The sequence below is a fragment of the Cloacibacterium sp. Arc13 genome (genome assembly GCF_041431305.1).
In the GTDB taxonomy this organism is placed as follows: domain Bacteria; phylum Bacteroidota; class Bacteroidia; order Flavobacteriales; family Weeksellaceae; genus Cloacibacterium; species Cloacibacterium caeni_B.
This window is the reverse complement of sequence record NZ_JASMRM010000001.1, coordinates 22,347-42,835: the sequence shown is the minus strand read 5'-3', so window position 1 is coordinate 42,835 and position 20,489 is coordinate 22,347. Positions and strand designations below refer to the sequence as shown.

Here is a 20,489-nt window from a genome sequence, read left to right as displayed (position 1 = left end):
GAAAATGTAAATTATAAAATTTGAGACTAAACTTAATAAACCATTTTTTAGATAGCGTTCCTACGGAACGCCTTTTTTATGATGAAACATTACTACACATATTTGGTTCCTACGGAACCATTTATAGTAAATTTTATTCCATGGGAGTTTCATGTGTGTAGAATTAGAGGTAATCTAAAAAAAGCGTTCCGTAGGAACGCAATGTTTTTAAGCGTTTTTTGTTGTTATAAAATCTTTGTTTTTTTTGAATATCAAAGATTAGAGAATGACAAACTGAGCGTAAAATTTTAAATCTTACACAAGAATCTGCTCAATCAGCAAAATCAGCGAGAAAAATCCTTACTTCAAAAACTTAAAATATTCTTTCAAAACTTCTGCGTTTTGAATATCGGCAGTGTCGATTTCTAAGATTTTTGGTTTAGCTTCTGGCTTAAAGAAATTGTCTAAAACTCTTAACAACGTATCTTCGTCCTCCACTTTAAAATACCCAAAACCAAAATGTTTGGCTAGATTTTCGCAGTTTTTCTGATGTTTGGTAGCGATAAATTCGTCTATTGCATTAGAAGTGGTAGGTCCGGGAATTATTCTAAAAATATTTCCTTCACCGTTATTCATCACAATAATTCTAGTGTACGGCGGAATGTAATTGTTCCAAAGTCCATTAATATCATAGAAAAATCCAAGTTCTCCAGAAATCAAAATTGTAGGATTTTCGTTCATCATCGCAAAACCCATTGCAGTAGAAGTAGACCCGTCTATTCCGCTGGTTCCACGGTTGCAATAAATGTTGTGGTTTTGTGAATATGGGAACAATTCTGCATAGCGAATCGCCGAAGAATTAGAAATATGAATATTGTAATTACTCGGAATTTTTTGTTCTAAAATCTGGAAAATTTTAAAATCTGAAAAATCTATTGTTTTGCAATATTCATCGTGTTTTGCATCTTTTTTATCACGAAGAACATCCCAAAGATTGAAATAAGCTGACGGTTCTAACTTGGCAAATTTCAACAACTGGCTGAAGAAAATCTCTGGTTTTGTTTTGATTTCTTGAGTCAAAGCAAAATAAGTGTTGGGTTGCCAAAATTCATCAATATGCCAATGATTTTGAGGTTTTGCTTTTCTCAAAAATTCTTTCACTTTTTTAGAAACTACGTTTTGACCAATCGTAATGAGTAAATCTGGAGCGTAGGTTTTGAAATCTTCTTCGCTGAAGTTGAAGACATATCGGTCAATATGATTGAAAAACTTGTCGTGATAGAGATTAGAATTCGCTTCTGTAAGCACTACTACAGAATGATTTTTCACAAATTGCGACAATAAACTTTGGAGTTCAGGATTTTTGTCAAGTGTTCCCGCTAAAATCAAAATTCTTTTAGCTACATTAAATTCAGAAACTAGGGTAGAAGAAATCTCGAAATCTCTTTTCTGAATCGTTTTCTCAATGCTTGGGAAAACTGGCAATTCTGTAGCGTACTGATATAAAGGTTCTGTAAGCGGAATATTGATATGAACAGGGCCTTGTTTCTCGAAACACAATTCTATCGCTGTTTTTACGATTTTTAAGTTTTCTTCCTCTGCATTTTCTTTGTCGTCTTCCAAAAGCTGAAAATCTCCGTAAGAATGCTGTTGAAACAAGTCTTTTTGACGAATGGTTTGTCCATCAAATAAATCTACGAAATCTGTAGGTCTATCTGCGGTAAGTACCAAAAGTGGAACGTTCTGATAAAACGCTTCTACTACAGCTGGATAATAATTAGTAGCAGCAGAACCAGAAGTACAAGAAATTGCTACTGGTTGTTTAAGAGATTTTGCCATTCCCATCGCTACAAAAGCAGCACTTCTTTCATCTATGATGCTGAAACATTCAAAAGAATCTAGCTCTGAAAAATGAATAGCAAGTGGAGCATTTCTGCTTCCTGGCGAAATCACCATTTTGTCTATTCCATATTGCTGAAGAACGTGTCCTAAAATCTGAATACTGCGTTTTGATGAGAATTGTTTCATACTTACAAAGGTATGAGATTTTTTGGAGTTTTTTAAATTTCAGAATAAGTTCGGGAGATGATATTTGATATATCTGATTTTAATTTTCTCAAATTCTAGAAAGGAATATGATTTTAAAAAAGCTTTTTCGAGTTTGCCGAAAAGTATACCTTTCTTAACCAAAAAGATCACTTACTTGAGGAATTCTAGTGGAATAACTTTTATAAAATATTGAGAATGAATTTAAAACAAAAAACCACCACATTGCTGTGATGGTTTTGGCGCCTTTTGCTGGGCTCGAACCAGCGACCCTCTGATTAACAGTCAGATGCTCTAACCGACTGAGCTAAAAAGGCTACTCTTGTTGTTTTGAGTGGTGCAAATATAATACGTTTTTTCTATTTGCGCAAGATATTTTTTGAAAAAATTTACATTATTTTAAAAATGGTGAAATGATAAATTTGTAAATATCTGATCCAAAGATTAATAGCATTAATCCCATTAAAAAGATTACTCCAATCATTTGTGCATTTTCTAAAACTTTTTGTGGAACCGGCTTCCCTGTGATGAGTTCCCAAGTCGTAAATAACGCGTGACCACCATCTAATCCTGGAATTGGTAACAAGTTAAGGAATGCTAACCAAGCAGAAAACATAGCCGTAAAACTCCAAAAAGCAACCCAATCGATTTCTTTAGGCATCATTTTCACAATTGCAATTGGTCCTCCTACATTTTTGTAACCTTTAATTTTTTTGTTGAACATTAATTTAAATTGCTTAATCTGCATCGTAAGAGATTCTACAGTTCTCTCAAAACCTCTACCAACTGCTGGTAAAAAGCTGTATTCTTGATTAACAGCTGTTTTTTCAATAGCATCAATCCTTACTTTTTTGTCAATATAAACGCCAATAACGCCCTCATTATTAGTTGTTAGAGTAAATCTTTTTAATTCATTATTTCTGAAAATATCTACCATCACAGGTTGATTTTTCTTTCCAGCTAAGCCGTCCGTAAATTCATCAAAAAATCTAATCGTTTTACCGTTAAGTGCTATAATTTTATCTCCTTTTTGAAACCCAGCTTTCTTTGCAGGGCCTTCTGCTAAAGAATCTACAATTGGTTCAAATCTATTTAGAAAATAAGATTTTGCTGTTTTTGAACCTAAAATATGGGCAATTCCGTCTTCTTTTGGTGCAAAAGAAACTTCTTTGCCATTTCTGAGTACCGTGATTTCATTGGCAAGAAGCATATTAATCATAGAATTTTCCATTCTTACGGCAGGTTTCCCATCTATTTTTAAGATTTTGTCGCCGTTCATCAATCCCATTTTTGCGCCTTCTTCAGAAACTGCAATTCCATTCTCGAATTTTGCTAAATCATGGTATTTTTCGCCAACAGATAAATTCAATCCAGTATAAATCGCCCAAGCCAAAATAAGATTCACGAAAATACCACCTAACATAATGATAAGTCTTTGCCAAGCTGGTTTGCTTCTGAATTCCCAAGGTTGAGCAGGTTGTTTCAGTTGTTCTGTATCCATGCTTTCGTCTACCATTCCTGCAATTTTTACATAACCACCAAATGGTAACCAACCGATTCCGTATTCGGTTTCACCAATTTTTTTCTTTGCCAAAGAAAACCATGGGTCAAAGAATAAGTAGAATTTATCTACTCTGCATTTAAACCATTTTGCAGGTAAAAAATGCCCTAATTCGTGTAAAATAACGAGAATTGAAATACTTAATATGAACTGAAATATCTGCGTTGCTAATTCCATTAAATTTTAATTTTTTTTAAAGTTATGCAAATGTAATAATTCTCTCTCACTAAAACTGTACCAAATAAAAAAAGACGCCAAAAAGCGTCTTTTCCATTAAATATTGTTGAATTTTTTATTAGAAGTTAAATGATAAACCTATGCTACCATTGTTACCAGCTTCTATAAATGCACCTACATTATTGTTGAAGAAATATCTTACACCTAAGTGTGCACCTAATCCAAATGTATTTCCTAATAAACCTACATCTAAACCAGGATATAAATCCCATTTACTCGGCATATTAAGAGCGTCTTGAAGGTGGAAATTTACTCTACCAAAAACGAAAGCTTTGTGGTCGTCTTCGTAGCCTTCAAAGTAAAAATTAGCTCCTGCTCCTAGAGAAATAACATCGGAAACTCCATAGTCATAAGTTCCTGTAATCCCAGTTCCGTTTCCGTAACCGTTAAAACCTACTTGTAATTTTTGGTCGCCTTTACCTTGCCATGCTTGTGCAAATGCTAATTGTCCTGCGAACAGCATCGCAAATGCTAATCCTAATTTTTTCATAAGAATATTTATTTTAAGTTTTATTTTAATTTATAATCACAAATGTATACTAATCTTGTTTAAAAAAAATACATTTGTTATAATTTTGTAAAAAATTTTAAAAATTCTGAAACCTAAGCATTATGAAAATCATCGGTTTAAGTCAAAATATTATTTGGAAAGAAAAACAAGAAAATTTTCTTTTGATAGAAGAAAAATTTAAAGATTTAGAAGCAGATTTGTTTTTGCTTCCAGAGATGTTTACCACTGGTTTTTACATGAAAGCTCAGGAAGTTGCAGATGAAGAAGAACTTGCATTGACTTGGATGAAGAATTTTGCGAAATCTAAAAATGCAGCAGTTGGCGGAAGCGTTTCTGTGAAGGATAATGGCAAATTCTATAACCGATTTTATTTTGTAAAACCAGACGGAACTTACCATCAATACGATAAAAGACATCTTTTTTCTTACACAGGAGAAGATAAAGTATACACTGCAGGAACGGAAAGAGTGGTGGTGGAATATTTAGGATTCAGGTTTTTATTACAAGTTTGTTTTGATGCAAGATTTCCTGTTTTTGCAAGAAACAGAAAAGATTATGATGTAATTCTAAATGTCGCAAATTGGCCAGAAACCAGAGTTTTGGCGTGGGAAACATTAAATAGGGCAAGAGCAATCGAAAATCAAGCCTATGTTTTTGCCTTAAATAGAACAGGCGAAGACGGAAATCACTTGAAATATCAAGAAAGCAGCCATTGTTTTTTTGCAGATGGAACAGGTGTTTCTATTAAAAATGGAGATTTAATCTTTGCAGAATTAGATTTGCAAAAATTAGAAGCTTTCAGAAAAGAGTTTCCTTTTTTGAATGATGCAGATGACTTTAAAATAGGAGAGTTTTAGAATATTACAGATAAATTTTTCTCTATACCTCTACCATTCTACAACTAGTTTGTATGGTCTGAAATAATTTTCCAGCCGTCATTAAATTTCTGAAAAACCAAAGTGTAAATTCCATGAGGAGTGTCATTTGCACGGATGAGTTTCCACTTACCGAAAACATAAGCGTGTTTTTTGCCCAGCATTTTCACTTGAATGTCAGAAAATTCTAGAATGCCCATCATTTCTTTGTTGGGATAAGTTTTTTTGTAATTGTCTAGTGTTTTTTGCCAACCGTAAGTTGGACCTTTAGAACCGATAAAAAGCAGTGAATCATTTTTCCAATATCCTTTCATGAAATTTTCAATATTGCCATTATTCCAAGCGGTTTGTTGTGTATGCAGAACTTTCAAAATGTCTTTTTCTTGAGCGAAAGAAACTCCAAAAATTAAAATATAAATAAGGATGACGATTTTTTTCATGATATATTTTTGTTAAAAATAAGAAATTTCCACAAAATAGAAAGTCGGCTTCAGAATTTCTGAAAACCGACTTTTTGTATATATGAATGAATGATTGGGTTATCTTTGATTTTGAACAAATTTGTTCAGTTCTCTGGCGTAGCTTTCGAAGTCAAATGCGTCGTATAATTCGAAATAGTTTCTTTTGTCTACACAATTTCTATACGCCATCTTTGCAAATTCTAATCTGTTTTTGTCAAAACTAAACTCTTTCATCATCGCTTTGATTTGTCTTGTGTTGAAATCAGTTCTATTCAGTTGGCTTTTTAAGAAATCTAATCTTCTGTCATCAAAACTCTGTTTTTTCAGCATTTGTAAGAAAGAAGAGAATTCTCTTTCGCTCATTACATTTCCGTAAGCATCTCCGTATCCATAATCGTTTTGATAATCATCATAAGGATCCCAAGAGTTTCCGTTTCCATTTCCGTAAGGACTGTTCCAAGTGTCATTCCAAACATTTCCGTAGTTGTTTCTTAGGTTGTATGTTCCTAGAAGATATAAACCTTGATGTGTGAAATAATCTAAAACCAGTCTGGTGTTGTTTTTAATGTTGATTCTAGTTCTGTACACTAGGAAATTTCTTTCATAGATAGAAATGACGTTGTTTCCTGGCATCAAGTCAAAAAATCTAAATTTTCCTGACGCGTTAGAAATTTTTTGGTCGCCAATTTCTATGCTAAAGTAACCTTGCTCTGGAATTCTTAAGAAAACTTCGGCGTAACCATATGCGTAGTTTTGGTTCCAATTATAATTAGGTCTTGATTTTTCTGTAGAATTTCTAAAACCATTATCGTTTCTAAAAACTGAAGATTTATCTTGAGAATTATTTCTGCCAAAAACTTCATTTTTTGCAGAAGTTTCGGTTTTGCTCGCTTCGTTTTTTAATAATTCTCCAGCTTTTCCTGCTTCTTGTGCACTAAATCCTAGTGCGATGAATGCGGCTAATAAAAAATAAAATTTTCTCATATAATATTTATTTAAATAAGTTTTTTGGCTGCTTCTAAAGTCTTGCCTCGAAAAACTTAGGGTTGCTGTTATGAGATATTCTATTTCCGTGCCAAAGTCAGAAAACGCTTTCTGGAAAGGCTTTATAAAGGAAAAACGCAACAAAATTTTATGATTTTAGTTGCGTTTTTATAAAAAATATGAAAAGTTTTGCGTTTGTTCTTAGTGTAATTTTTACAGTACAAAGGTATGCTAAGAATTGCAATGAATTCTTGTAAAAAATCTTCGGAAAATGGTAATTTTTATTTATTGAGATGTTGTCTGAATTCGGAAGGCGAAATTCTAGCGTGTGTTTTGAAAAACTTGGTAAAATAAGAATTGTCTTCAAAGCCTAATTGAAAAGAAATTTGAGAAATGCTTAATTCTGAGTTGATGAGCAATCTTTTAGCTTCTAAAATAATCCTGTTTCTAATGATTTCTCCAGCCTTTTTGCCTGCAAAAGTTCTACATACGAAATTGAGGTAATTTGCAGTAATCGCGAGCTTGTCTGCATAAAATTTGGGATAATGTTCAGCGGTATAGTTTTCTTCTACCAGCTTTTGGAATTTATTGATTAAAATTCTTTGATTGGTAATATTTATGTTTTCGTCTGTGTTTTCTTCGTCGTTTAAAATGAAGTAAAACAATTCGAGAAGATAAATTCTGATTAAATCTTCGGATTTTCTTTTTTGTTGTTTATATTCGAAATTAATTTTGTCAAAAATTTCTTTGAGTTCTTCAGCTTTGTCTTTTTTGATTTGATAAGAAGTGAAGTTTCCATTAATTCTGAAAAATGGCAATTTATCTATACAATGAGATTTTGCGAGAAATGAAGTAAAAAATTCTGCATTGAAATTAATCAAATAACCTTTGGTCACTTGTTTTTTGAAAATTAAATCATGTACTTGTCCTGCAGAAATGAAATAGATGATGGGCGAATCTATAGAATAATCTTCGAAATCTATTTTATGAATTCCAGCGCCTTCTTCTACGTACAGAATCTGGTGAAAAGTGTGACGATGAGGTTTTTCTGGAATAAAACTTTTTTCTGTCAATAAATCTTGCAATTCATGAACTACGATTTCACTTTCTGAATTTTCAGTAGAAATTAAATCACAAGCGCTATAAACAGGAAAATTACTCATGAATGAGATTATTTGTGTTGATTGATGAGATTCACTAAAGTATTTACATCATGTACGCCACTTTCTCTCCAAAGCATTTCACCTTTTTTGAAAAGAGCAAGCGTAGGAACGCCTCTCACGTTATATTGAGCAGCAATATCAGGATATTGGTCTACATCTATTTTTATAATTCTGGCATTATCTCCTACTTGTTCTTTTACAGTGACTAATACAGAAGATTGTACTCTGCACGGTTGACACCACACTGCAAAAAAGTCTATTAACACTGGTTTTTCAGAACTGATGATTTCTTGAAATTTTTGTGACATATCTCTTTGTTTTATAAAAAGTTAAAACAAATTTACTAAAAAAAGACAGAGAAACTATGGTAGGTTTTTATGATTTGTGACAGTACAATTTCCTGAAGCGCAACCAAATTTAAACACAGACATGGCAACAAAATACAACCCAAATGGAATGAGAATCCACATTTTATCCATTACAGATTGCGCTACAATCCATATTCCGCCAATCAAATAGACTATTCTTCTCAAATTCCAATCGCTAAAGAAATTTCTCATTTTATGATAATTTGTTTTTGAGGCTCATCCAACCGCCGCCGTTATAAACTTCTGTAAATCCATTGTTTTGTAAAATGCTTTTTGCAGCAGCACTTCTTGCGCCACTTGCACAACACGTGATTACAGGTTTGTTTTTATTGATTTTTCCTAAATTTTGACTTAGAGATTGTAGCGGAACGTTTTTAGCACCTTTTACATGACCACCATTAAATTCTGCAGGCGTTCTTACGTCTATAATTTGAGCTCCATTTTTTACCAATTCTGCGTAATCTACACTTTTACTGCCGAATAAGTTTTTTAAAAATCCTAACATGTTTTATTTATTTTCTTTTGTTTTTTCGAAAGTTGAAAGAATAAGATAACCCATCACCATACCATAAACCGAACTGTTGATAGGTTTAGAAGTAATGGCGCAAGTTCCTGTATTGCACCCAATAAAATGGTAATAAGCGTAACCTAAAATTCCGCCTAATACGATTCCGATGAGTCCTAATTTGTATTTTTTAATAAAATTTTCCATAATTTTTGATGAATTTTGCCAAAGTTTTTAAAAACTCAACTTTGGCAAAATTTTAATTTTTACTCTCTTTTGCAAGTGTTAATGCCAAATAAAGTATAAAGCGGACAAAAGCCGATGGCTCCTGTTAATAGAAAAACGAATGCAACTGCAGTTGTTGCGATTCCCCAAGTTCCTTCAATCACTTTAAGATAAACCAAAACGGCTAAAATTAATGCAACGAAAAGTCTGATGTACTTGTCTGTTGCTCCCATGTTTTTTTTCATATTTTTTGTTTTATGGTGAGTTTATTTTTTAGTGAAGTTAATAAAAACTTCGGTGTTTTGTCTTGGTTTTATACTGTTGTAGCAGTTTTCTAATGTTTTAATCTCAAATTTTTCGCTGAAAAGAGATTTATATTCCTCAATATTTCCACCAAATGGAGGGAATGGATTCCCGAAATCTTTATTGAACATTACTCCAATGATTTTGCCATTTTCGGTAAGTAAATCGTGCATTTTTTCTACATATTTTGCTCTTAAAACTGGATCAAGTGCGCAGAAAAATGTTTGTTCTACAATGATGTCATATTTTCCTTGGTGTTCGAAAAAATCTTCGCAGATGACTTCTACTTCGTGGTGAGAAAATTTCTGAGAAATCACTTCGCAAGCTTTCTGAGCAATGTCTAGAAGCGTGATCTTTGTAAAACCTTCTTCTAATAGCAATTCTGCTTCGTGAGCATTTCCACAACCGGGAATTAATATTTTTACCTCTTTATTTTCTACTTGTAAAAAATATTCTGCAATAGGTGAAGAGGCTTCGCCAATGTCCCAACCTGTTTCGCCATTTTCCCAGCGAGAATTCCAGAAATTTTGATCGAATTGGTTCAATTTTATAACTCTTTTACAATTAAGAACACATTTTCTATATCTCTTCCTATCACTTCATGTTCTACATTTACTGGGATTTCGTAAACATCTCCATCTCTTAAAACGACTGTTTCTCCAGAGATGTTAAAATCTACTTTTCCTCTTAGCAAAACTAAAGTTGCAGGAATAGTTGTGATATGCTTAGCTAACACTTGCTTTTCTGATAAGCCTACGGTAAAAAGGTTGACTTTTTCAGATTTTTTGATGCTTACCACAGAAGGTTTGTCTCCTGTGAAGTCTGTTTTTTCGAAAATATTCATTACAATGCAGTTTTACTTTGACATACAAAATCTGTAGTAGGAACTTTTTCTGTTTTTTTAATTCCGTTAAAACCACCTTCTACTTCTGTGAAATTTCTATAACCTCTTGCTTGTAAAATACTTGCGGCAATCATGCTTCTGTAACCACCTGCACAATGCAAGAAGAAATGTTCATCTGGATTGATGTTTCCTACCCAGTCATTAATGTATGCTAAAGGTTTGCTATAAGCATCATTTACGTGTTCTGCCGCATATTCTCCTTCTTTTCTTACGTCAATTACCTTGCTGTTTTCATTGAATTTTTCTGCAAATTCTTCTGGCGAAATTCTATGAATAGTATCTATTTCTTTTCCTGAATTTTTCCAGCTTTCAAAGCCACCTTTTAAGTATCCTAAAACATTATCAAATCCCACTCTAGAAAGTCTAGTAATGGTTTCTTCTTCAGTGCAATCATCACAAACCAAAAGAATTGGCTGTTGTACATCTACTATCATGCTTCCAACCCAAGGTGCAAAATCACCTTTCAACCCGATATTAATGGATTGAGGAATGAATCCTTTATGGAATTCCGCAGCATTTCTAGTGTCTAAAATTAAAGCTCCAGTTTCTTCGGCAGCGGTTTCAAACTCATCTACAGAAAGTGCAGTTTTACCTTTTGCTAAAACCTCATCAAAACTGGTATAGCCTTTTTTGTTCATTGCTACATTCATACCGAAATATTTCGGTGGAGCGGTTAAACCATCTAAAACTGCAGCAATAAAACTTTCTTTAGAGGTTTGTTTTAGAGCATAATTGGTTTGTTTTTGATTTCCTAAAGTGTCTACAGTCTCTTTTTGCATGTTTTTTCCACATGCAGAACCAGCGCCGTGAGCTGGATAAACGGTAACATCATCTTCTAAAGGAAGAATTTTATTGTACAATGAATCATAAAGCAGTCCCGCTAATTCTTCTTGTGTAAGATTTGCTGCTTTTTGAGCTAAATCTGGTCTTCCTACATCTCCTAAAAATAAAGTATCACCAGAGAAAATAGCATGGTTTTTACCATTTTCGTCTATCAATAAATAGGTAGAGCTTTCCATGGTGTGACCAGGAGTGTGAAGAACTTTGATTTTTATTTTTCCAATTTCAAAAATTTGATTGTCTTCTGCTACGATGGCTTCAAATTCTGGTGCAGCAGTTGGCCCATAAATAATAGGAGCGCCTGTTTTTTTAGATAAATCTACGTGACCAGATACAAAATCTGCATGAAAATGGGTCTCAAAAATGTATTTGAGTTTTACGTTATCTTTTGCTAATCGATCAAGATAAGGTTGTACCTCTCTTAATGGATCAATGATGGCTGCTTCTCCTTCAGAAACAATGTAATAAGCACCTTGAGCTAAACAACCGGTATAAATTTGTTCTATTTTCATTTTAATATTTTTATATGTTACTACACTACGAAGTTACAACAAAAAATCTATGACTTTTTTTTCTTCGCAATTTGTAGTACAAAAATGAGGTAAATTTTAATAGATTTCTGTAACAAAAATCACATTGTTCGATAGAGAATCACTATTAAAGAGATTTAGTAAAAAAAGATTTCTTTGATGATGATATAAATTCCCATCATCAAAACAAACCAACCGAAAATAGGTTTCAGTTTTTTGCCATCTATTTTTTTTGCCAACTGAATTCCAATGAGCATTCCAACGACAGCAATTGAAGTGAAAATCAATAGAAATTGCCAATTGATTTCTGTTTTTTGAGAACTTAAAAAACCTAAAAGAGAATTCATAGAAATAATCATCATAGAAGTTCCGATGGCTTTTTTCATTTCTAAATTCAGCAGCATAACCAATGCGGGAACAATGAGAAAACCACCGCCAGCTCCAATCATTCCTGTAATCATTCCTACGGCAATTCCTTGAGTAACCAACATAGGATATTGCGGATTTTGATTAGTAGTTTCTATTTTTTTGTTTCCTGCAATCATTTTAATGGAAGAAATGAGCATTAAAGCAGCAAAAAGAACTAAAATGAATAGATTTTTCTCAATAGGAAATGTTCCAATGCTGAAAAGAGGGTCAGGAAGATGAGGTAAAATAATTTTGCGAACAAAAATCACAGACAATACAGAAGGAATCCCAAATAATAAAGCAGTTTTAAAATCTACATTTCCTTGTTTGGCGTTTCCTGTAGCGCCAACTGCACTCGCAACTCCCACCACAAAAAGGGAAAGAGTAGTTGCGGTTAAAGCGTTCATATCAAACAGATAGACAAAAATAGGAACGCCTAAAATACTACCACCACCGCCAATTATTCCCATAATTAAACCGATGATAAGCGCGAAAAAGTATCCTAAGATTTCCATTAATCAAATTTTTGCAAAGTTCTGTTTTGTAAAAATAAAAAAATGCAACTTAAGTTGCATTTTTATGATAAAAGTTCAATTTTATTTCTTCCTAATTTTAATTTGCCGTCTTCTTCCAGCGATTTTAGTAGTCTGGAAACCACTACTCTGGCTGTTCCTAATTCATTGGCTAATTGTTCGTGTGTAGTATGAATGATTTTAGAATCGGTAAGTTCTGATTTTTTTTGAAGCAGAGAGAGTAATCTATCATCTACTTTTTTGAAAGTTACTTCATTTACCATTTCTAGCAATTCTTCAAAACGTTTATGGTATAGTTTGAAAATATAATCCAACCATTCTGGATGTGTTTTGATGAGTTGCGCAACTTTTTCTGTGGGCAAGAATAATATTTCCGCATCTTCTTCTACTTCGGCTTTTACTTTAGAGGTTTCTCCGTGTAAACCACCAAGGAAAGACATAACGCAACTTTCGCCAGCTTTTATATAATAAAGTAGAATTTCTCTACCATCTTCTTCGGTTCGCATTACTTTTATGCTTCCTTTGGTAACGATAGGGATAGAACGAATTCTTGCGTTTTCGTCTAAAATAACATCGCCAGCTTCGTAATTTTTTATAATGCTGTATTCGTATAACTGTTTTAAAAGTTCTGGTGTTGCGCTAAATTCTGTAGTTTTTGACATTTAAAAAATATTTTTAATTTCAAAGTTATTACTTCCCATTTTTATGGTTTCGCCTGATGTTTTACCTTTTACGTTTTGGTAAATAGGAGCATCTTCTGAGAACGAAATTACATCCTTGTCTCCCAATTTAAATGCTGGAACAGAAACGCCGATGAACAGATAATTCTTATCGGTCTCTAATAAAGCACCAGCTTCTGCAATTTCCTTAGTTTCTGATTTAGAATCTTCTAAAAATTTCAGATTTTGTTTGGCTTCGTTCAGCATTTTTTCAAAGCGAAGCTGCATATCTTTGGCTTCAGTTTGTCTGGCATAATCTTCTGGGTCTAACGTGTTATCTTCGTCAATATCAGATTCATGCTTGTAACGTTCCACCGAAGCTTTTAGGTTGTCAATAACTTTTTGATACTCATCTATAATGCTAGATAAAATATATGCTTTATCCATGATTTTTTTTATTTTTGATGATTAACAAATTTAAGCAAAATTATTGACATTCTCATGCGTAAAAAGAGATGAGGTTTGTCAACCTTCTAAAAGTAAAGCCTTGGAAAATTCGCTAGGCTTACTTAGACTAAAAAATAAAACTTTTGTGCCTAAAATGTTTTAGACACAAAAGATAAAAAAGTATTAAAAATTATAGCTAAAACCAATGTTGAAGCTTCTGCCAACTGCTAAAATTCTTTGTTTTTTATTGGTAGAAAGTGTTCTGTTTAAATGTTCTGCATAAGCACGGTCAAAAATGTTTAAAACATCAAAACTTAAAGTAGCATTTTTGAAAACATTGTATTTTGAGGTGAAATCAAACACAGAAAATTCTGGAGTAGTAAATTCACCAAAAGTAGGATTGATTCTGCTTTGTTTTGCTGAATATCTGTAATGAAGTCCCAAACTTACTGGCGAAAAATCTGCTAACACGTTCCAGCGGAAATCTAGCGGAGCGATTTCTGGTAAAGGATTATTAGTGCTCAAGTCTTCTGCATAGGTATAAGCTGCTGCCAATTCTGTGCGAAATTTTGGTAAAAATTGCCAATTAAATCTGGTTTCCACTCCTGTTTTGAAGGCTTTTTCTATATTTTGGATTTGTCTGGTTCCTGGTGCCGTCATAGAATACGGTTTGATGGGAACAATCACTCCAGAAATATAATTTTCTAAATAAGAATAGAAAACATCTGCTTGGAAGAAAATATTATCTTTTTTATGGGTGAAAATAAGGTCGATTTGATTGTTGGTTTCAGCTTTTAATTCAGGATTTCCTACTAATTCGTAAGCGTCTATTCCTACGGCAAATCTATTGATATATCTTTCGGTTAAACTTCCGCTGCGTTGTGCTCTTCCTAGCCAAATTCCTAACTGATTATGGTTGCACAAGTTTTTATTGTATCCTAAACTTAAGCTGTGATTAAAATTTTCTGCTTTTCCGTCTCCGTAAAGTGTTTTGAATAGGTTAGAAAGTGCTTTCGCATCGCCTTTATTGAAATCTAAACGAAGAGAAGCTACTAATTTTGAATTTTTAAAATTGATTTGATATTCATTAAACCAACCGATTTGGTCAGTAGAAGAATCTTGCCAAGAAGTTCCGTCTCTCATTGGCATCATTGCAGGCATAATCATTCTGATATTTTCTGCGCCTTCATGTTTATAATCTAAACCAGTGTAGAAAATGTTTTTTCCAAAAGCGAATTTAGATTCTAATCGAGCTCCATAAGTGGTAGATTGTACGTCAGAAACCATTTTTCTATCAGGAGTTCCCATAGAATGGTCTACGAAAGAGTAGTAAGAATTAAAATCTAAGTGTTTTAAATATTTTTGGTTGAATTCTGCCAAATGTTTTAACTGGAACATCCATGTTTTATCATAAATTAAATCCATGTTAAGTGCAGCAAATTCTACATCTCTTCCTTGATTGGTATTGATTTGTAATGTGGTCACGTTTTGGTCATTCCATTTGAAATTTCCTTTGGTTCCCATGTTGTATCTTAGAAAAGCAGAACGCACTTCGTCACCGTTTCCATCTTTGTAGCGGTCTCCTTTTTGATAAGAACCGAATAAATCCCAAACAATTTTTTGGTGTGAAAGTTGAGAAAACAATTCATTTCTAAAAACATTTCCGTTGCTTTCGTAGCCGGATGAAATTCTACCGCCTAATTTTAAATTTTCTGTAAATTCAGGAGCAAGGGTTACGAAATTAATAGTTCCTCCGAAAGAATTTCCGTAACGGAAATGATAAGGTCCTTTGTAAATTTCAGCTTCTTGAACCATGTTCATATTGACTTGAGAAACTGCAGGGTCCATTCTACTTGGACACGCATTTACGGCATGAGCTGCTCCGTCAATAACAATATTCAACTGCTCATATTTGAAACCTCTCAAAACTGGATCAGTAGCATAATTTCCAGCTTTTTTAATTCCGTTAATTTCTGGGATAGAATTCAGGAATTTTCCCGCATCGTGATTCAGTAAATCAGATTGTTTGGTTTCTAAGTTTTGTTTGTTTTGTGATTTAGGTAAAACTTTGGTGATTTTTACTACTTCTATATTTCGGTAAGTGCTGTCTTGTTCTTGTTGAGCGAATAAAGTGTGTGTTGTTGCAAAAAATATTGCAGCAATGCTATAAAGTTTAATATTCATTGTTTTTAAAATTTAGATTAAATAATCATGTGTCACTGCACTTCATCAAATTATGATAAAGAGAAATGTTCTGAGCGAAAAAAGTGATTAGGTTTAAGCTAAATTTTTCGGAGGATCCGGTAGAATGTGAGTATAACCATCTAAAGTGAAAATAGGGTTATATGAAAACTTTTGAGTTTTAAGTTCCAAAGAAAAAGGATTTTTGATTTCAGTTTCTAAGGGTTTTGAAGGGAGAATGTTCAGTTCGAAAGCATATTTAATTTGCGAAGCTGGGTTTTGAGATTGCTCCGTTGCTTTCTTTACCTGACATTTACCGTTACAGTCTAATTCTGGTTTTTGTTTGTTGATACAGTATGTTTCGTAGAATTCTGTATTGATTTGATAATCTACATAGAAAAGTGAGTTCTGGAAACTTGCCAGAAATATGATAGAAGATAATATAAAAGAAATAGCACTTTTCATTACATTACAAAAATAGGACAAATTTATCTTATTAAGCAAATGATTTTAATCAGGGCAAAAATACATTTAAAAAATAATTCGCAGAAGTATTTCTAAATTTTTTAAATTTAAAGGTTGAAAAAAAAGAAAATAATGGCAGAAAAATCAAAATTTATAGAAGAACTTAATAGTAGATATCAACCAAAAGGAGAATATATCGTTCTAGGAAAGGGAATGTTAGACGGAGAAGTAATTACTGAAGTAGATGTTACCGTTCCTCTAAAAACAGTCAATAGACATGGTCTGATTGCGGGAGCTACAGGTACAGGAAAGACCAAAACGCTACAAGTTTTTGTAGAACAGCTTTCGCATAAAGGTATTCCAACTTTAGTGATGGATATCAAAGGTGACCTTTCTGGAATTGCTGTAGAAGGCGAACAAAATGATAAAATCAACGAAAGATATTCAAAAACGCAATTGCCATATCAACCGCAATCTTTTCCAGTAGAACTCATGACCATTTCTGCGGAAAAAGGCTTGAAACTGAGAGCTACCGTTACAGAATTTGGTCCAGTTTTACTTTCTAAAATTTTAGGATTGAATGAAACGCAGTCAAGTATTATGTCTATCGTTTTCAAATATGCAGATGACAAAGCATTGCCGCTCATTGATTTAGATGATTTGAAAAAAGTTTTGCAATATGTAACCGATAATGCTGATGGCAAAAAAGAATTAGCAGATAATTATGGTTCTATTTCGCCAGCTTCTCTAGGTGCAATTCTTCGTTCAATTGTAGCGATGGAACAACAAGGAGCAACGAGTTTTTTCGGTGAACCAAGTTTTGATGTTGAAGATTTACTGCAAACCAGAGGCGGAAAAGGCGTGGTAAACGTTTTGAGAGTTGCAGATATTCAGAACCAGCCGCAATTATTTTCTACGTTTATGCTTTCGCTTTTTGCAGAAATTTACATGACTTTTCCAGAAGAAGGAGACAGCGGAAAACCAAAATTAGTTCTTTTTATAGACGAAGCGCATTTGATTTTCAATGAAGCGAGTAAAGCTTTGCTTTCGCAGATAGAAACAATGGTTAAGCTCATTCGTTCAAAAGGAGTAGGAATTTATTTTATCACTCAAATTCCGGGAGATGTTCCAGAAAATGTGCTTTCTCAATTAGGGCTTAAAATTCAACACGCTTTGCGTGGTTTCACTGCAAAAGACAGAAAAGAAATTGATAAAGCAGTAGAAAATTATCCGATTACCGAATATTATGACGCAGCCAATTTGATTCAGAATTTAGGAATTGGTGAAGCTTTCGTCACAGCGCTTGACGAGAAGGGAATTCCAACTCCATTGGTTCATACTTATTTGATTTCTCCAGAATCTAGAATGGATGTTTTGACTTCTGAAGAGATAGATGATTTGGTTAATTCTTCTGACTTGGTTAAAAAATATAAAAATGAAGTAGATAAAGAATCTGCCTACGAAATTTTAGCCAAACGTATGGAACAAGCTGCGGAAGTAGAAAAAGAAGTAGCACAAGAAAAATCTACGGCAAAACAACCCAAAGAAGAACCGGGAATGTTCGAGCAAGTCATGAAATCCAGAGCTGGAAGAACATTCACTACCACTTTAGCCAGAGAAGGCGCCAAATTTGTCCTCGGAATGTTTGGATTGAAGATGAGAAGGTAAAAAAAATCTTATAATTTTATAAATCCCACCAATTTATAAACCGTAAATTTGTGGGATATTTATTTTTCGTTTTGTATACCATAATAGACATAGAAGGAAACGGAGCGCCTTATAGAAAAGAAAGCATTATAGAAATTGCGATTTTTAGATATGATGGCCACGTTATCACAGACCAATTTATTTCACTTGTCAACCCAGAAAGTGAAATATCTCCATTTGTACAAAAACTGACAGGAATTACCCAAAAAATGGTAAAAACCGCCCCAAAATTTCATGAAATTGCGAAAAGAATCATAGAAATTACAGAAGGAACCATTTTAGTGGGACACAATATAGATTTTGATTACAGAATGCTTCGTCAGAGTTTTAAAAGGTTAGGTTTTGATTTTAAAATCAATACTTTAGATACCATTCCTTTGGCAAAAAAACTGATTCCTCATGAAAAAAGTTATTCTCTGGGGAAATTATGTAAATCTATCGGGATTCCTTTGGTTGATGAACACAGAGCTTCTGGTGATGCGAGAGCTACTTTGGAACTTTTTAAATTGTTAAAAACCAAAGACAACAGCCACGAAATTATTCAGCAGCACCACGAAGAAAGCAACGCAAAATCTTATATCAATAAAATAAAAGAACTTACACAAGATTTACCTTCGGAGAAAGGTTTTGTATATTTTCAAAATGCTTCTGGAGCCATTCTTTTTGAAGATTATGTAGATGATATTTTTAGAGTTTCTAAAAAATTATTCAATTCTAAATCTGTTAAATGGCAAAATATTCAGGAAGAAGTAACGCAAATTAATTACGAACTTACGGGAACAGATACGATTGCGAGACTAATGTTGTTGAATCAAAATAAATCGAAGAAGCAGTTTTTGCCTTATGGTTTGTACTACATTGATGGAAAATTTAAGGTTGAAAAAAACTCTGTTCACACAGAAAAACCTTTGTTGAAGTTCAAAAATTTTTCTCAAGGCAGTAAAGTGAAGCATTATATCACCGAAAATGAATCGCTTAGCGATTATAAAACACTGAAAGAGCTTATTACGCTGAAAGGTAGAAATGAACTATGGATTGGAAAAGGTAGGAATCTCGGCGAGAAATCCTTTCTCATCATAGAAGAAGGGAAATTGATTTCATTTGGGTATTATGAATTGTTCCATCAGATTCAATCTAGGAAGAAATTAAATAAATTGCAGATAGAAGTGAAGAAAGTTTCGCCAGAAATCATCAATGATTTAAAACTATCTTTACTGAAAAACGAGTATAAAATAGAAAAATTACCTAAATAAATCTAAAAATAACACTCAAAATAGATAATTTTTACTAAATAAAATTATTGTTTGGTTTTAAAATCTAAAATTTATATTTTTGCAGTAAAATTTTTATTATGACAAATCAAGATTTGCTTCAGATTGCAGAAGAATTCGGAACGCCGGTTTATGTTTATGACGCCGATTCTATAAAATCTCAGTATGAGAAACTCACCACTTCTTTTGCAGAGAGCACTAAGTTTTTCTACGCTTGTAAATCACTCACCAATATCAACATCCTAAAATATGTAGAAAAATTAGGAGCGAATCTTGATTGTGTTTCTATAAACGAAGTAAAATTAGGTTTAAAAGCTGGTTTTTCGCCAGAGAGAATTTTATTTACGCCCAATTGTGTAGACCTTGCCGAAATAGAAGAAGCAATGGCTCTAAACGTTCATATTAATATTGATAACATCTCTATTTTAGAGCAATTCGGGACTAAATATGGCGATTCTTACCCGGTTTTTCTAAGAATTAATCCACATATTTTTGCAGGAGGAAATTATAAAATTTCTACAGGACACATTGATTCTAAATTTGGGATTTCTATTCACCAAATGCGTCACATAGAACGCGTGATGAAATCTACTAATCTCAATATTGAAGGTTTGCATATGCATACTGGTAGCGAGATTAAAGATCCGGAAGTTTTCTTACAAGGTTTAGAAATTATGTTTGAACTTTCAGAAAGTTTTCCAAATCTTAAATATATTGATATGGGAAGCGGTTTCAAAGTTCCTTACCAAAAAGGTGAGTTAGAAACTGATGTAAAAGCTTTGGGTAAAAAAGTAGAAAAAGCAGTGGCTCAGTTCAAAAAAGAAACTGGAAAAGATTTTGAATTGTGGTTTGAACCAGGGAAATATTTGGTTTCTAAATCTGGACATTTTTTGGTAAAATCTAACGTGATTAAACAGACAACTGCTACCGTTTTTGTAGGGGTAAACTCTGGATTTAACCATTTAATCAGACCGATGTTCTATGATTCATATCACGTCATCGAAAACCTAACTAATCCTAAAGGAACTGAAAGAATTTACACCGTAGTTGGAAATATCTGTGAAACCGATACTTTTGCTTGGGACAGAAAATTACATGAAGTTAGAGAAGGAGATGTTTTAGTGTTCAGAAATGCAGGAGCTTATGGTTTTGAGATGAGTTCTAATTTCAATTCTAGACTGAAACCAGCCGAAGTTTTATTCTTAGATGGAAAAGCGCATCTCATCAGAAAAAGAGAAGAATTCGATGATTTATTGAAAAATCAGATCGAAGTTTTATAAATTTTAAATAAGGGTTGTAATTCATTTACAACCTTTTTTTGTAAAT

At 33.1% G+C, this 20,489-nt stretch carries 23 protein-coding genes and 1 tRNA gene; 4 read left to right on the top strand and 20 right to left on the bottom strand.

What is annotated here, in order from left to right; translation table 11 throughout:
* Window positions 1-339: 339 nt before the first annotated feature.
* The 4 genes from menD to QO190_RS00220 form a co-directional block, all read right to left on the bottom strand.
* Window positions 340-2,007: a 2-succinyl-5-enolpyruvyl-6-hydroxy-3-cyclohexene-1-carboxylic-acid synthase gene (menD, locus tag QO190_RS00235; protein ID WP_371460676.1), complete on the bottom strand. Its 1,668-nt coding sequence runs from the start codon at window positions 2,005-2,007 to the stop codon at window positions 340-342.
* Window positions 2,008-2,265: 258 nt separating this feature from the next.
* Window positions 2,266-2,342: transfer RNA gene (locus tag QO190_RS00230), tRNA-Asn, on the bottom strand.
* A gap of 77 nt (window positions 2,343-2,419) precedes the next feature.
* Complete coding sequence (gene rseP, locus QO190_RS00225; protein ID WP_371460675.1) at window positions 2,420-3,763, bottom strand: RIP metalloprotease RseP; 1,344 nt, start codon at window positions 3,761-3,763, stop codon at window positions 2,420-2,422.
* 118 nt (window positions 3,764-3,881) lie between these two features.
* Window positions 3,882-4,313: a DUF6646 family protein gene (locus QO190_RS00220; RefSeq protein WP_371460674.1), complete on the bottom strand. Its 432-nt coding sequence runs from the start codon at window positions 4,311-4,313 to the stop codon at window positions 3,882-3,884.
* A gap of 122 nt (window positions 4,314-4,435) precedes the next feature.
* On the opposite strand from QO190_RS00220, the gene QO190_RS00215 reads away from it, so the two are divergent.
* Complete coding sequence (locus QO190_RS00215; RefSeq protein WP_371460672.1) at window positions 4,436-5,191, top strand: nitrilase-related carbon-nitrogen hydrolase; 756 nt, start codon at window positions 4,436-4,438, stop codon at window positions 5,189-5,191.
* Between the two features lie 44 nt (window positions 5,192-5,235).
* On the opposite strand, the gene QO190_RS00210 is transcribed toward QO190_RS00215, so the two are convergent.
* From QO190_RS00210 to QO190_RS00135, 16 genes are all read right to left on the bottom strand, one after another.
* Complete coding sequence (locus QO190_RS00210; RefSeq protein ID WP_371460671.1) at window positions 5,236-5,649, bottom strand: DUF4440 domain-containing protein; 414 nt, start codon at window positions 5,647-5,649, stop codon at window positions 5,236-5,238.
* 99 nt (window positions 5,650-5,748) lie between these two features.
* A complete protein-coding gene (locus tag QO190_RS00205) occupies window positions 5,749-6,654 on the bottom strand; it encodes a DUF4476 domain-containing protein (RefSeq protein WP_371460669.1) in 906 nt (301 codons plus the stop codon).
* Between the two features lie 281 nt (window positions 6,655-6,935).
* Window positions 6,936-7,817 (bottom strand): helix-turn-helix transcriptional regulator, encoded by an 882-nt coding sequence (locus tag QO190_RS00200; RefSeq protein WP_371460668.1) that lies wholly within the window; start codon window positions 7,815-7,817, stop codon window positions 6,936-6,938.
* Between the two features lie 8 nt (window positions 7,818-7,825).
* The gene (locus QO190_RS00195; RefSeq protein ID WP_069800441.1) at window positions 7,826-8,125 is read right to left on the bottom strand and encodes a co-chaperone YbbN; all 300 of its coding nucleotides are present in this window, start codon (window positions 8,123-8,125) and stop codon (window positions 7,826-7,828) included.
* Between the two features lie 54 nt (window positions 8,126-8,179).
* Window positions 8,180-8,377: a hypothetical protein gene (locus QO190_RS00190; protein ID WP_069800439.1), complete on the bottom strand. Its 198-nt coding sequence runs from the start codon at window positions 8,375-8,377 to the stop codon at window positions 8,180-8,182.
* A 1-nt stretch (window position 8,378) separates the two neighbouring features.
* Window positions 8,379-8,690, bottom strand: coding sequence for a rhodanese-like domain-containing protein (locus QO190_RS00185; protein ID WP_371460667.1), 312 nt, complete (start codon window positions 8,688-8,690; stop codon window positions 8,379-8,381).
* Window positions 8,691-8,693: 3 nt separating this feature from the next.
* Entirely contained in the window at window positions 8,694-8,897 is a 204-nt protein-coding gene (locus tag QO190_RS00180) for a DUF6132 family protein (RefSeq protein ID WP_213190338.1), read from the bottom strand.
* Between the two features lie 59 nt (window positions 8,898-8,956).
* Window positions 8,957-9,160 (bottom strand): DUF2892 domain-containing protein, encoded by a 204-nt coding sequence (locus QO190_RS00175; RefSeq protein ID WP_371460665.1) that lies wholly within the window; start codon window positions 9,158-9,160, stop codon window positions 8,957-8,959.
* A 21-nt stretch (window positions 9,161-9,181) separates the two neighbouring features.
* A complete protein-coding gene (locus tag QO190_RS00170; RefSeq protein WP_371460664.1) occupies window positions 9,182-9,763 on the bottom strand; it encodes a methyltransferase in 582 nt (193 codons plus the stop codon).
* Between the two features lie 2 nt (window positions 9,764-9,765).
* Window positions 9,766-10,062: a cupin domain-containing protein gene (locus QO190_RS00165; RefSeq protein WP_371460663.1), complete on the bottom strand. Its 297-nt coding sequence runs from the start codon at window positions 10,060-10,062 to the stop codon at window positions 9,766-9,768.
* Complete coding sequence (locus QO190_RS00160; RefSeq protein WP_371460662.1) at window positions 10,062-11,474, bottom strand: rhodanese-like domain-containing protein; 1,413 nt, start codon at window positions 11,472-11,474, stop codon at window positions 10,062-10,064. Before QO190_RS00160 ends, QO190_RS00165 begins: the two co-directional genes overlap by 1 nt.
* A gap of 155 nt (window positions 11,475-11,629) precedes the next feature.
* Window positions 11,630-12,415 carry a sulfite exporter TauE/SafE family protein gene (locus QO190_RS00155; RefSeq protein ID WP_371460661.1) on the bottom strand — a complete coding sequence of 262 codons (786 nt, stop codon included), beginning with the start codon at window positions 12,413-12,415 and terminating at the stop codon, window positions 11,630-11,632.
* Window positions 12,416-12,477: 62 nt separating this feature from the next.
* Window positions 12,478-13,095 carry a Crp/Fnr family transcriptional regulator gene (locus QO190_RS00150; RefSeq protein WP_104792901.1) on the bottom strand — a complete coding sequence of 206 codons (618 nt, stop codon included), beginning with the start codon at window positions 13,093-13,095 and terminating at the stop codon, window positions 12,478-12,480.
* Window positions 13,096-13,539: a hypothetical protein gene (locus tag QO190_RS00145; RefSeq protein WP_371460659.1), complete on the bottom strand. Its 444-nt coding sequence runs from the start codon at window positions 13,537-13,539 to the stop codon at window positions 13,096-13,098. It abuts the gene before it with no gap.
* Between the two features lie 183 nt (window positions 13,540-13,722).
* Window positions 13,723-15,723 (bottom strand): TonB-dependent receptor domain-containing protein, encoded by a 2,001-nt coding sequence (locus tag QO190_RS00140; protein WP_371460658.1) that lies wholly within the window; start codon window positions 15,721-15,723, stop codon window positions 13,723-13,725.
* A 93-nt stretch (window positions 15,724-15,816) separates the two neighbouring features.
* Window positions 15,817-16,185: a hypothetical protein gene (locus tag QO190_RS00135; RefSeq protein ID WP_371460656.1), complete on the bottom strand. Its 369-nt coding sequence runs from the start codon at window positions 16,183-16,185 to the stop codon at window positions 15,817-15,819.
* Between the two features lie 132 nt (window positions 16,186-16,317).
* On the opposite strand from QO190_RS00135, the gene QO190_RS00130 reads away from it, so the two are divergent.
* The 3 genes from QO190_RS00130 (at window position 16,318) to lysA (ending at window position 20,443) form a co-directional block, all read left to right on the top strand.
* Window positions 16,318-17,853, top strand: coding sequence for a helicase HerA-like domain-containing protein (locus tag QO190_RS00130; protein ID WP_371460655.1), 1,536 nt, complete (start codon window positions 16,318-16,320; stop codon window positions 17,851-17,853).
* A gap of 71 nt (window positions 17,854-17,924) precedes the next feature.
* On the top strand, window positions 17,925-19,145 hold the full coding sequence (locus QO190_RS00125; RefSeq protein WP_371461062.1) for a PolC-type DNA polymerase III: 1,221 nt from the start codon (window positions 17,925-17,927) through the stop codon (window positions 19,143-19,145).
* Between the two features lie 98 nt (window positions 19,146-19,243).
* The gene (gene lysA, locus QO190_RS00120; RefSeq protein ID WP_371460653.1) at window positions 19,244-20,443 is read left to right on the top strand and encodes a diaminopimelate decarboxylase; all 1,200 of its coding nucleotides are present in this window, start codon (window positions 19,244-19,246) and stop codon (window positions 20,441-20,443) included.
* Window positions 20,444-20,489 lie beyond the last annotated feature (46 nt).